The sequence below is a fragment of the Actimicrobium sp. CCC2.4 genome, from assembly GCF_034347385.1.
Taxonomy (GTDB): domain Bacteria; phylum Pseudomonadota; class Gammaproteobacteria; order Burkholderiales; family Burkholderiaceae_D; genus Actimicrobium.
In genome coordinates, this window is the sequence record NZ_CP133777.1 from 241,787 (window position 1) to 254,128 (window position 12,342).

10 protein-coding genes are annotated in these 12,342 nt (G+C 61.2%); 8 read left to right on the top strand and 2 right to left on the bottom strand.

Annotation, left to right across the window (positions count from 1 at the left end):
• Positions 1 to 27: 27 nt before the first annotated feature.
• Positions 28 to 930, bottom strand: a complete 903-nt coding sequence (locus RHM62_RS01180) for an aldo/keto reductase (protein WP_322123767.1) — start codon at positions 928 to 930, stop codon at positions 28 to 30.
• Complete coding sequence (locus RHM62_RS01185; RefSeq protein WP_322123768.1) at positions 930 to 1,757, bottom strand: SHOCT domain-containing protein; 828 nt, start codon at positions 1,755 to 1,757, stop codon at positions 930 to 932. Before RHM62_RS01185 ends, RHM62_RS01180 begins: the two co-directional genes overlap by 1 nt.
• 519 nt (positions 1,758 to 2,276) lie before the next feature.
• Between RHM62_RS01185 and RHM62_RS01190 the strand changes: the two genes are divergently transcribed.
• From RHM62_RS01190 to RHM62_RS01225, 8 genes are all read left to right on the top strand, one after another.
• On the top strand, positions 2,277 to 3,521 hold the full coding sequence (locus RHM62_RS01190; protein WP_322123769.1) for a carbohydrate porin: 1,245 nt from the start codon (positions 2,277 to 2,279) through the stop codon (positions 3,519 to 3,521).
• Positions 3,522 to 3,649: 128 nt separating this feature from the next.
• Entirely contained in the window at positions 3,650 to 5,296 is a 1,647-nt protein-coding gene (locus RHM62_RS01195; protein WP_322123770.1) for an alpha-amylase family glycosyl hydrolase, read from the top strand.
• Positions 5,296 to 6,375 carry a sn-glycerol-3-phosphate ABC transporter ATP-binding protein UgpC gene (locus RHM62_RS01200; RefSeq protein ID WP_322123771.1) on the top strand — a complete coding sequence of 360 codons (1,080 nt, stop codon included), beginning with the start codon at positions 5,296 to 5,298 and terminating at the stop codon, positions 6,373 to 6,375. The genes RHM62_RS01195 and RHM62_RS01200 overlap by 1 nt, the downstream gene beginning before the upstream one ends.
• Positions 6,376 to 6,465: 90 nt before the next feature.
• Positions 6,466 to 7,668 carry a maltose/maltodextrin ABC transporter substrate-binding protein MalE gene (gene malE, locus RHM62_RS01205; protein ID WP_322123772.1) on the top strand — a complete coding sequence of 401 codons (1,203 nt, stop codon included), beginning with the start codon at positions 6,466 to 6,468 and terminating at the stop codon, positions 7,666 to 7,668.
• A 105-nt stretch (positions 7,669 to 7,773) separates the two neighbouring features.
• On the top strand, positions 7,774 to 9,294 hold the full coding sequence (malF, locus tag RHM62_RS01210) for a maltose ABC transporter permease MalF (RefSeq protein WP_322123773.1): 1,521 nt from the start codon (positions 7,774 to 7,776) through the stop codon (positions 9,292 to 9,294).
• Between the two features lie 37 nt (positions 9,295 to 9,331).
• Positions 9,332 to 10,222 carry a maltose ABC transporter permease MalG gene (gene malG, locus RHM62_RS01215; RefSeq protein ID WP_322123774.1) on the top strand — a complete coding sequence of 297 codons (891 nt, stop codon included), beginning with the start codon at positions 9,332 to 9,334 and terminating at the stop codon, positions 10,220 to 10,222.
• Between the two features lie 221 nt (positions 10,223 to 10,443).
• Positions 10,444 to 11,121 (top strand): hypothetical protein, encoded by a 678-nt coding sequence (locus RHM62_RS01220; protein WP_322123775.1) that lies wholly within the window; start codon positions 10,444 to 10,446, stop codon positions 11,119 to 11,121.
• Positions 11,122 to 11,226: 105 nt separating this feature from the next.
• On the top strand, positions 11,227 to 12,267 hold the full coding sequence (locus RHM62_RS01225; protein ID WP_322123776.1) for an ankyrin repeat domain-containing protein: 1,041 nt from the start codon (positions 11,227 to 11,229) through the stop codon (positions 12,265 to 12,267).
• Positions 12,268 to 12,342 lie beyond the last annotated feature (75 nt).

Here is a 12,342-nt window from a genome sequence, read left to right on the forward strand (position 1 = left end):
CGTGGGCACGATGAGGCCGTGCCCACCCTACGCTACCTCGCCTCCGGTGGAGGCCGCCAGAATGGCAAACCATTCTTCGCGCGTCAGCACCAGCTGCGTCGCCGCGACTGCTTCGGTGATCGCGGCGATGCGGCCGGAACCGGTCAGCACCAGTGGTCGCGACGGATGGCGCAGCACCCAGGCAGTGGCGATGACGGCCGGCGTGACGGCGTGGGTCTCTGCGATCCGGGCCAGCACGGCACGCACCCGCAAGCCTTGCGCATCCGCTGCGCCAAACAAGCGCCCGCCCGCCAGCGCCGACCAGATCATCGGTGCGCAACGCAAGCGCTGGGCCTGATCGAGGGTGCCGTCGTCGAGTGCCGGCACGTGCAGCACCGATAGTTCGATCTGATTGGTCACCAGCGCATGGCGCGACGCCAGCAGCTCAAATTGCGCCGGCGTGAAATTGGATGCGCCGAAGTAGCGCACCTTGCCGGCTCGCTGCAAGCAGCCAAACGCTTCGGCGACTTCATCGGCCTCCATCAGCGGATCGGGTCGATGGATCAGCAGCAGGTCCAGATAATCGGTACCGAGGTTGTTGAGTGACTGCTCGACCGACGCGATCAGGTGCGCGCGGCCGGTATCGTAGTGCTTGATGGTGTGCGACGGACGGTTCGGATGGACCAGCCGGATACCGCATTTGCTGACAATCTGCAGCCGCTGGCGCAAGCCGGCCGCCAGCGCCAGCGCTTCGCCAAATAGCGCTTCGGAAGTGTAGCCGCCGTAGATATCGGCCTGGTCCATCGTCGTGATTCCCAGAGCGACGGCTTGCTCGACCAGTGCCAGCCGCTGCGCAGGCGTCAGTTGCCATTCACCCAATCGCCACAGCCCCAGCACGATCCGCGATAACTCGGGACCGTCGGGTGCCAGCACGATGCGGGGTGCCAGCATCACCACGCTTTCAGGATGTCAGCCCGCTTGGCCTGGTATTCCTGTTCGGTGATCAGGTCTTGCGCACGCAGGCGCTTGAGGCTTTTCAGGCGTTCTTCCTGCGCGGCATAGTATTTATCGTCCTGAACTACCGGGGCCGCCATCATCTGCACGGGCAACGCCGGTGCCATCAGCACGGCCGGCGTGCCGGTCTGCACCGGCGTCATCAAGGGCACCACGACCCAGTCACTGCGCACATGGTGCATGCCATCGGCGGCCAGACGCACCGGCGAGGCCGCAGTCCGGCTGCCGAAGTCGAAGGCGCGGCGCATGCGGGTGGCGCGATAGCGGCCAATGAAATCAACGCGCGCCTCGCCGAAGATGATGTTCAGTCCGTGCTGGTCGATGAAGGCACGGCCACTGTTGCCGAGCTTGCTGCCAAACAATCCGCTGTTGCCGCTGCTGACAATGAAGAACAACACATCCTGCTGCGGACCGGCCTTGGCCAGTGCCGCCGCGAGGCCGCGCGCGAGGTTGCGGGCACTGTCGTCGCCGAACACGGCCACGGGCTTGTTCTTGCCCTCGACCTTGAGCAAGGCCAACGCGCGGCTGACGCTATCGACGGCCAGCACATGCGGCTGCAGGTTGGCCGGCGCATTGCCGGTGGACAAATAGATCTGGTCGAATTCGCCATCATTCCAGGCCAGATCGCCCGGCACGCACGAGGGACACGCCTCGTAACTGGAGCCTTCGACCGCGGCCAGCGCAAACGGCATGGGCACTGTTAGCGCCAGGCCCAGCAACACGGGTAAACAACGCGAGGACATCGAGGAAAGCAAAGGGCGCATGACTACTCCGTTAGCAGGTAAAGCATTTCAGGAAAATTCGAAAGGAAGCCGGATCTGGCGCTACGACTACAGGAAGTTTGTTTTCCGTGACGATTGCCAGCAAAAATTATGTACTTGAGTTACCTGTAGTATTAATACACTAATTTTACAACACGCAGTTGATCAAGTCGCCATCATCCAGGCGTAATAGCGTTTTCTCCTATGAAAATTGACCGCGGTTACCCCATGCTCGCCGCATAACAGGCTCCCCTTCAGCAAAAATTCCCAAAAGATAATGCTTAAACTTTAGCAAAACTACAAAGAACTGCTAGAATAATCCACAGCGAACTACAAAAACAGTTGGGCAAAGCACAATTCCTTGCTTTTCAGCACTGCAGTGCTTTTGTAGTTTCACTAGATTTTGTGCGATAGCCTCTGCTGCCTCACACGATCTGACGACAAGAATCCGGACTGATACCGGTGCACAAGGCGCTGCAAAGCATCGCCACATGTTTACAACAAAACCAATCTGGAGACGAGATGACACGCATTCTGAAGACCTTGCCGGTGGCAGCCGCTTTGGCACTGACCGCATCGCTGGCACAAGCCGCACTACCGATTGATTTCGGTGGTTATTTCCGTTCCGGTTTCGGAACCAGCAGCGAGGGTGGCAAGGAAGCTTGCTTCGGGCTGGCTGGTGCCGGTTCCAAATATCGCCTCGGTAACGAGTGCGAAACTTACGGCGAGCTGGCGTTCGGCGGCGAAGCCTTCAAGGGCGAAAACGGTTTCAATATCCGCATCAATACCCGGCTGGCATTCGTGCTGCAGCAAAACAAGGATTTCGAGCAGTACAGCCCGGCCTGGCGCGAAGCCAATGCGATCGCTGAAAACATCGGTACCGGTGCGTTCTCGAAAGCCAAGGCCTGGGTCGGCAAGCGTTTCTATGATCGCCAGGACGTGCACATCACCGATTACTACTACTGGGATAACAGCGGTCCGGGTGCCGGCCTGGAGAACATCGACCTGGGCGGTGCCAAACTGGCCTACGCAATCGTGCGCAATGCGTACACCAACGATGCCGCGCCTACTGCCAACGACAACAAGCGCACGGTCCTGACCCACGATATCCGCTTCTCGGAAATCAAAACCAACAAGGATGGCGCACTGACCGTCGGTGTCGAGTTCATGCAAAAGCGCGATGCCGCCGGCGCTACCGTCTCCACGCCTAGCGGCAACCTGCTCACGCTGCTGCACACCCAGACCGGCCTGTTCGGCGGCTACAACAAGATCGCGCTGCAGCACGGTACCGGCAGCGGTGCCGGCACGGGTGGCGTCAACTTCGGTGCCAACAAGGATGACAAGGTCACCCGCATCACCGAACAGATCATGTTCCAGCCAGCCGGCACCAAATGGTCGGGCATGGGCACCTTCGTCTACGAGAAGGCCGAAACCCTCACCGGCGACAAGACCTGGATGTCGGCCGGCGTACGTCCGGTCTATCACTTTGCCGACAACATGAGCATCGCCACCGAACTCGGCTACGACCAGGTCAAGCCGGATGGCCAGGCCACCCGCAAGCTGACCAAGCTGACGATTGCGCCGCAACTGACGGCCGGCAATGGTTTCTGGTCACGTCCGGCGCTGCGTGCGTTCTACACGTACGCGAAATGGAATGATGCGGCACAGGCGGCGGCCGGCGCAGGGTCATCCCTGTCCAACACCGGCGTGTTCGGGGCGACGACCAACGGCAGCACGGTAGGCTTCCAGGTCGAAACCTGGTGGTAAGTTGATCAAGAGCCGCAGCGATAACACGCTGCGGCTTTTTTGCTTTTCGGGCTAGCAAAAATAGCCTCGAAGCAACAATCAGGCGTGCCGCGCCACCGTGGCGGCACGCCGTTTCAAGAAGGCGTTCCATGTCCAATCCCCTCATTGCACCCCGTCCTTCCGGGTGGTGGCGCAGCGCCGTCATTTATCAGGTCTATCCGCGCAGTTTTTCCGACAGCAATGGCGATGGCATCGGCGACTTGCCGGGCATTACGGCGCGGCTCGATTACATTGCCGGCCTGGGTGTTGATGTGCTCTGGATTTCCCCCTTTTTTACGTCGCCGATGAAAGACTTCGGCTACGACGTCAGTGATTACTGCGATGTCGATCCGCTGTTCGGTACCCTCGCTGATCTCGATGCGCTGATCGCCCGCGCGCATCAGCTTGGCCTGCGCGTGATGATCGATCAGGTCCTGTCGCATTCATCGGACGCCCATCCGTGGTTTGCCGAAAGCCGCGCCAGTCGCGATAACCCGAAAGCCGACTGGTATGTCTGGGCCGATCCGCAGGCCGATGGCACGCCGCCGAATAACTGGATGGCGGTCTTCGGCGGTTCGTCCTGGCAGTGGGATACGCAGCGCCGCCAGTACTACCTGCATAACTTCCTGAGCTCGCAGCCGGACCTCAATTTCCATTGCGTGGCGGTGCAGGATGCGCATCTGGCCAGCCTGCGTTTCTGGCTCGAGCGCGGCGTCGATGACTTCCGGCTTGATGCCTGCAATTTCCATTTCCATGACCAGCAATTGCGCAGCAATCCGCCGGCCACAAGGCGCGATACCAGCACCGTCACCGACGTCAATCCGTACGGCATGCAAGCCCACGTCTACGACAAGACCCGCCCGGAAAACCTGGCCTTCCTGGTGCGCCTGCGCGCGCTGCTCGACGAGTTCGGCGCGACCGCCGTCGGCGAAGTCGGGGCCGACGATTCGCTCGCCGTGATGGCCCAATACACCGCCGGCGACGACAAGCTGCAACTGGCCTACAGCTTCAATTTGCTGACACCGGAATGTTCGGCCGCGCACATCCGCGCGCAGATCACGCAGTTCGGCGAACGCGTTGCCGATGGCTGGGCGGCCTGGCCGATCGGCAACCATGACAGCATCCGCGTGATGACCCGCTGGGGTGGCACGCAGCCGTCGCCGGCACTGGCCAAGGTCTTGCTGGCGATGCAGTTGTCGCTGCGCGGCACGCCCTGTTTGTATCAAGGCGACGAGCTGGCACTGACCGAGGCCGATGTCCCGTTCGCGCAATTGCAGGACCCGTACGGCATCACGTTCTGGCCTGCATTCAAGGGCCGTGACGGCTGCCGTACGCCGATGCCGTGGCAGGCCGATGCGGCGCATGCGGGCTTCAGCACCGGACAACCGTGGCTGCCGGTGGCACCCGAACATGCGCGCTGCGCGGTCGATGTGCAGGATGCCGATCCGGCCTCGCCGCTCAATTTTGCCCGCAACATCCTGGCGTGGCGGCGCACCCAGCCGCAACTGGCGCTGGGCGCGATCGCCTTTTTTGATGCGCCGGAACCGGTGCTGGCATTGCGCCGCGCGCTGGCGGGTTCACCCACGATCATTGCCGCATTCAACCTCGGTGATACGCCGGTCACGTTCGACTGGCCTGCGCTGCACGGTGCCCGCGTGCTCGACGGGCACGGCCTGACAGGTGCGGTCAATGGCACCACGATGACCTTGCCGGCCTTCGGCGGCTGGTTCGGCACGCTCGACGGCGAGGCCGGCTGATGGCCACCCTGACCCTGGCGGGCATCCGCAAATCCTACGGCGCTGTCGAAACCCTGCACGGCATCGACCTCAGCATCGCCGATGGCGAATTCATTGTTTTCGTCGGCCCCAGCGGCTGCGGCAAGTCGACGCTGCTGCGCGCGATTTGCGGCCTCGAAGACATCAGCGCCGGCGACCTGCATATCGGCGAGCGCCGCGTCAACGATATCGCGCCGGCCCAGCGCGGCATCGCGATGGTGTTCCAGAGTTATGCGCTGTATCCGCACATGAGCGTGTTCGAGAACATGGCGTTCGGCCTGAAGCTGGCCGGCCACGACAAGACCGCCGCGCGCGACGCAGTCCTGCGCGCAGCGCAAATCCTGTGCATCGAACCGCTGCTCGAACGCAAACCGAAAGAGCTGTCGGGCGGCCAGCGCCAGCGTGTGGCGATCGGTCGCGCCATCGTGCGCAAGCCCGACGTGTTCCTGTTCGACGAGCCGCTGTCTAACCTCGATGCCTCGCTGCGAGTGCAGATGCGTATCGAGCTGGCCAACCTGCATCGCGAACTCGGCGCGACGATGATTTATGTCACCCATGACCAGGTCGAGGCGATGACGCTGGCTGATCGCATCGTGGTGCTCAATGCCGGTCGCATCGAACAGGTCGGTGCGCCGCTGGCGCTATACCACCAGCCCGACAACCTGTTCGTGGCCGGCTTCATGGGTTCGCCGCGGATGAATTTTTTCAAGGGCCGGGTGCAGGCGTCGAGCCCTGCCGGAATGACGCTGGCAGTCGGCGAACGGGCACTGCTCGAGAGCACGTCCAGCCGCAACTTGCCGGTTGGTGCGGCTGTCACGATCGGGGCGCGACCGGAACACATCACGCTGGGCGATAACCCGGACGGTATCCCGACGCGTATTCATGCGATCGAACACCTCGGCGATGTCAGCTATCTGTACGTGATGGTGGCCGGCAGCGACGAGCCGCTGGTGGTGCGCTGTGCGCCGGAGCAGGACTGGCAAGTGGACCAGCACACGGCGATGACGATCACGCCGACGCGACTGCACGTGTTCGATACCGACGGCAAGGCCTGCCGCTAAACGGGCAGCCAACGAATAAACAGGCCGGATGCGTCACGCGGGCCGCATCCGGTGGTGGTACTAACAGCCTCGACTTTCCTGGAGAAGACTTTGCCTATTTCAATTACCAAACGAACATTCGTTGTTGCCGGCCTGATGCTGGCAACCGTGGCCGGCACCGGCAATGTGTTTGCGGCCGAACCCGGCAAGCTGCTGATCTGGATCAATGGCGACAAGGGTTACAAGGGCGTGGCCGCCCTCGGTGCAGAGTTCACCAAAAAGACCGGCATCGTCGTCACCGTCGAGCATCCCGAAGATGCGCCCAACAAGTTCCAGCAAGCGGCCGCTGCCGGCAAGGGTCCGGACATCTGGATCTGGCCGCACGACCGGCTGGGCGAATGGATCGCCGGCGGTCTGCTGCAATCGATCGAGCCATCGAAAGCAATGCGCGACGGCATCGACCCGCTCGGCTGGAAAGCCTTCACGGTAGGCGGTAAGACCTGGGGTTATCCGATGTCGCTGGAAGCGGTTGGCCTGATCTACAACAAGGACCTGGTAAAGACACCGCCAAAGACCTTCGAGGAAATCGTCGCACTCGACAAAAAGCTCGCCGCCAGCGGCAAGAAAGCCATCCTGTGGGATTACACGAATACCTATTTTAGCTGGCCCCTGATGGCGGCCGGCGGCGGCTTTGCGTTCAAGCCGAAGGCCGATGGCAGCTTCGATGCCAGCCAGACCGGCGTCAATAATGCTGGTGCCATCGCCGGCACCAACGCGATCATGGCGCTGATCAATGGCGGCGTGATGCCGACCGGTGCCGGCTATGCCGACATGGAAGCCGGCTTCAATCAGGGCAAGATAGCGATGATGATCAACGGCCCGTGGGCCTGGGATAACGTGCGCAAATCGAAGATCAACTTCGGTGTCGCTGCCATCCCGACCGTCGCCGGCAAGAAGGCTGCCCCGTTCGTCGGCGTGCTCGGCGCGATGATTTCAAAAGCCAGCCCGAACAAGGAAGTCGCCACCGAATTCCTGGAAGCGCAGTTGCTGACCGTGGCCGGCCTGAAGGTCGTCAACGCCGATGTGCCGCTGGGCACGCCGGCCAACAAGGCGCTGTTCAACGAGCTCAAGGGCGACCCGAACATCCAGGCCACGATGGCCAGCGCGCAGGCCGGTGTGCCGATGCCGAACAATCCGGAGATGGGGCGTTTCTGGTCCTCAATGAAGTCGGCGCTGGAGAACATCACGCAGGGACGGCAAAGCACGAAGGAGGGACTGGACGCGGCGGCCAAGCGGATTCTGAGCGGCAGCTGATTTGCTGCGGTTCATCCACGTACCGCAGGAATTTGACCAGCACGCCGGCCATTGCGGCGCTGCTGGCACCTGCCTCCACCACCACTATTGCAAAGAGTCCTTTCGATGACAGGTCGCACCGCCCTACGGCACGCACTCGGCCCCGCCCTGCTCGTGTTGATCCTGCTGATCGGCCTCTACCTGGCCACGCTGCTGTACACGACCGGCCAGACCGTGCTCGCGCTGGTTTTTCTTGGCGCGCTGGCGCTGACCGGTTTCATTTACACCTCGCCGCGCGCGTATGCGTATCGCTATCTGTTCCCCGGGATTGGCGCTGCAGTCGTGTTCGTGCTGTTCCCGCTGATCTACACAGTAGCGATCGGCTTTACCAATTTCAGTTCGACCAACCTGCTTAGTTTCGAGCGCGCAACCCAGTACCTGCTTGACGAAACCCGTCGCGGCGAAGGCAGCAACTATGCGATGACGCTGCACGCCGATGGCAATGCCTTCCGCGTACGCTTGCAACAGGCCGACAGCGAACTGGTCTACGTGACGCCGGCGCTGGCGCTACACAAGAAACCGCCTGTCACGGTGGCGCTGGAACCGCTCGCGCAAACATTGCTGAGCGCGCCGCTCGGTATCCGCGACCTGATTGCCCAACAGCCCGGTCTGAAGGTGCTAACCCTGACCTTGCCGGATGGAAGCGCGCTGCGCAGCACCGGCCTGCGCCAGTTCGCCGCCACTGAAAAAGTCTGGCAGCGACAGCCTGACCGCACCCTGAAAAACAGCGCCAGCGGTGCGCTGCTGATACCCGACTTCAAGAGCGGTTTTTACCGCGACAGCGCCGGTGTCGCAGTCCAGCCCGGCTTCAAGGTCAACGTCGGTTTCGATAATTTCACACGCGTATTCACCGACCAGGCCTTTCGCGGACCGTTCCTGCGCATCTTCGTCTGGACCGTCGTGTTCGCCGCGATCACGGTACTGACCACGCTCAGCCTGGGCATGGTGCTGGCGGTCCTGCTGAACTGGGAATCGCTGCGCTTTCGCGGGCTGTACCGCACGCTGCTGTTCCTGCCGTATGCAGTGCCGGGCTTCATTTCCATCCTGGTATTTCGCGGCCTGTTCAATAATAATTTCGGCGAGATCAACCTGATCCTCAATGCGCTGTTCGGCATCCAGCCGGCCTGGTTTTCGGATACCACGCTGGCCAAGGTGATGATCCTGATCGTCAATACCTGGCTCGGCTATCCGTACATGATGGTGCTGTGCATGGGGCTGATCAAGGCGATTCCGGCCGACCTGTACGAAGCCTCGGCGCTGGCCGGGGCCGGACCGCTGACCAACTTTTTCCGCATTACGCTACCGCTGATCATCAAGCCGCTCACGCCATTGCTGGTGGCGTCGTTCGCCTTCAACTTCAATAATTTCGTGCTGGTCAGCCTGCTCACCGGCGGACGGCCGGACTTCCTCGACACGACGGTTCCGGCCGGCACCACCGACTTGCTGGTGTCGTACACCTACCGGATCGCATTCGAGGATTCCGGCCAGAACTTCGGCCTGGCGGCGGCGATTTCGACGCTGATTTTCCTGCTGGTGGCAGCGCTGTCGGTGGTCAACATGAAGCTGGCGCGGGTCGACAAGCCGTGATGCATCGCTCACTGCAACGTACTTCGAGGAGTTTTTCATGGCTGTCGTAACCGACCGTTCCAATCGCTGGCGCGTGGTGCTCGCGCATCTGGCCGTGATCACGCTGATCTGCCTGGTGCTGTTTCCGTTTTTGATGATCTTGTCGATCTCGCTGCGACCGGGCAACTTCGCCAGCGGCAGCCTGATCCCGACCGAGATCAGTCTGGATCACTGGCGCCTGGCGCTCGGGATGTCGTACCAGGGACCGAACGGGGTGCTGGTCGAACCGGATTTTCCGGTGCTGCGCTGGCTGTGGAATTCAGTGAAGATCGCGACGATGACAGCCACCATCACACTGCTGCTATCGACCACTTGCGCGTATGCCTTTGCGCGCATGAAGTTCAAGTTCAAGTCGACCGCGCTGGCCGGCCTGCTGTTGCTGCAGATGTTCCCGGCGGTGCTGGCGCTGATTGCGATCTATACGATCTTCGACATGATAGGCACCTATGTGCCGTGGCTTGGCATCGATAGCCACGGTAGCCTGGTGCTGGCTTACACCGGCGGCATCGCGATGCATATCTGGACCATCAAGGGTTACTACGACACCATCCCCGTCGAGATCGAAGAAGCCGCCAAGGTCGATGGTGCGACCCCGTGGCAGGCCTTTCTGTATGTGCTGCTGCCGATGGCGGTGCCGATCCTGATGGTGGTTTTCCTGCTCGCATTCATCGGCGCGATCATCGAATATCCGGTCGCCTCGGTACTGCTGCACGAACAGAACAACCTGACGCTGGCGGTCGGCTCCAAGCTGTTCCTGTATGAACAAAAATACCTGTGGGGCGACTTTGCCGCAGCGGCCATCCTGTCCGGCCTGCCGATCACGGTGGTGTTCCTGCTGGCGCAGAAATGGATGATTTCAGGGCTGACCGCCGGCGGCGTCAAGGGATGACGGCGCTGATCGGGGAAACCGGAATTGCGTCGATGTCCGCACCGGCTGTCAAGAAAAGTTTCCCTTAAAGAAAAAGTGTCGCATCTGCCCAAAACCGGCCTGAAACACTTTCTCTGCGGCGATCGCGTCGCTATCATCACGGCTACAAAAAGATTCCATTCCTAGTTTCCATTAAACGGGAATGGAGCCATAACACTAGAACCCTCCCCCAGGAGAAACGCATGAAGAAGCCCGCCTTCGTCGCGGCCGGTCTGTTGGCCGCGCTACTCGTCTCTACCACTGCCGGCGCCACTGACCTGGCCCTGACTGCCGACCTGGGCACTACCGGTGTCGGTCTGCACATGAGCATACCGCTGCAAAAAAGCCTGAATGCGCGCGTCGGTTTCAATGCCCTGAATTACTCGTATGCCGGCAGTACCAGTAACGTGAATTACGATTTCAAGCTCAAACTCAATACGGTCGATGCACTGATCGATTACTTTCCGAGCGAAGGCAGCTTCCGCCTGACAGGCGGTCTGACTTACAACGGTAACAAAGTTGATGCGATCGGCAAGCCGAGCGCCTCCGGCACCTATATCCTCAACGGCAATACCTACACTACCGCCAATGCCGGCCAGCTTGACGGCAAGATCGACTTCCGCAAAATCGCACCATATCTCGGCATCGGCTGGGGCAATCCGACACGCAAGGAGAGCGGCTGGGGCTTCTCAGCGGACGCTGGTGTATTGTTTCAGGGCACTCCGAATACGTCGCTGACCAGCAGCGGCTGCACCGCACCAAGCAATATCTGCAATCAGCTCAATGGCGATCTCGAGGCTGAAAACGTCCGCCTGCATGACAAGGTCAATGACCTGAAGCTGTATCCGGTCTTGCGCGTCGGTGCCAGCTACCGCTTCTGATTGTTGCATCGCCCGGTATCATCGGCTGCGGTTGATGGAACCGGACAGCATGGAATGTGACTGATGTGGCTTCGGCATCCGCCGAACTCATCAAGGACTTCATGCATGGACGCCATCACGAACCGGATACGTCAGTACCGGCAACAATCAAGCAATCAATCTTCCTCCGGTGCGGCCGAGCCGCTATTGCCGACGACGCCGTCGGGTCAGGGCACCCTCGCTGCCCATACGGGCGGCGGACTGCGCAACCGGCTGCAAAACCTCATTGCCGGCCGAACCAGCCGCATCACCAACTTGCTATCGACCTATGGCCTCGCGACCCCGGCGCTGCGGCGCTTCTCTGACCAGGATGTGAGCGCTCTGACCGGCGCGCTGGGCATACTGGCACCACCACCGCAGAGCGCGCGCGCCACCACACAGCACATCCTTAATGCCTGTGCCATCGGCTCTGCGAACCAGTTTTCGGCAGTGGTCACGCTGATCAGGCACAAGGTTATCGACCCGAACCGGATAGGCACTGCGCGCACCAGCCTGCTCTGCCATCTGGCAGCGCACGGTGCGCAGGACGCCAGCGAGCGAGGCATACCATTGACCGAACGCATTTTCCTGCTGGTCGTTCACGGGGCCAGCCTGTACCAGCTAAACCATCGCCGCCGGCTACCGCTGGAAGTGGCGTGGTCGAGGCCGGACAGCGACGGCATTGCGGCGGGATTGGCATTGATCGCGGCCGGCTTCACGCCGCTGATCCGCGATAGCGCAGGCAAGACCATCTTGCATCGTGCTGCCGCGCAAAACAATTTGCCGCTACTGCGCGCCTGGTGCCAGTCAAGGCTGGCGACCAATCTGCGCGACGACTACGGCCAGACGCCGCTGATGGATGCCGCCGAACAGAACCGCAGCGAGAGCATTGAAGTTTTACTCGGCCGGCGTGGCACAGAGCTCAACGCGACCGACAGGGATGGCATGACTGCGCTGCACCTGGCGACAGCATCCGCTAGTGTCGCGGCTGCCGGAATGCTGTTGCGGCATGGTGCCGATCCGTTTAGCCAGACCGGTATGACAATCACGCCATTTGAGGTGGCCGGAATACTGGCGACGCAGTACCGGGAACCGCAGATGCTGAATCTGATGTCGCAATACCAGTAAATTTTTTGCGCGAGAGGGAACCGGTTGAAAAAAGTCTCCACTTACGGTCAGTTCCGGCGTGGGCCGGACATCTTT

Coding starts and splice junctions, on each gene's coding strand:
- RHM62_RS01180 (WP_322123767.1), bottom strand. CDS start 930: ATGCTGGCACCCCGCATCGTGCTGGCACCCGACGGTCCCGAGTTATCG.
- RHM62_RS01185 (WP_322123768.1), bottom strand. CDS start 1,757: ATGCGCCCTTTGCTTTCCTCGATGTCCTCGCGTTGTTTACCCGTGTTG.
- RHM62_RS01190 (WP_322123769.1), top strand. CDS start 2,277: ATGACACGCATTCTGAAGACCTTGCCGGTGGCAGCCGCTTTGGCACTG.
- RHM62_RS01195 (WP_322123770.1), top strand. CDS start 3,650: ATGTCCAATCCCCTCATTGCACCCCGTCCTTCCGGGTGGTGGCGCAGC.
- RHM62_RS01200 (WP_322123771.1), top strand. CDS start 5,296: ATGGCCACCCTGACCCTGGCGGGCATCCGCAAATCCTACGGCGCTGTC.
- malF (WP_322123773.1), top strand. CDS start 7,774: ATGACAGGTCGCACCGCCCTACGGCACGCACTCGGCCCCGCCCTGCTC.
- malG (WP_322123774.1), top strand. CDS start 9,332: ATGGCTGTCGTAACCGACCGTTCCAATCGCTGGCGCGTGGTGCTCGCG.
- RHM62_RS01220 (WP_322123775.1), top strand. CDS start 10,444: ATGAAGAAGCCCGCCTTCGTCGCGGCCGGTCTGTTGGCCGCGCTACTC.
- RHM62_RS01225 (WP_322123776.1), top strand. CDS start 11,227: ATGGACGCCATCACGAACCGGATACGTCAGTACCGGCAACAATCAAGC.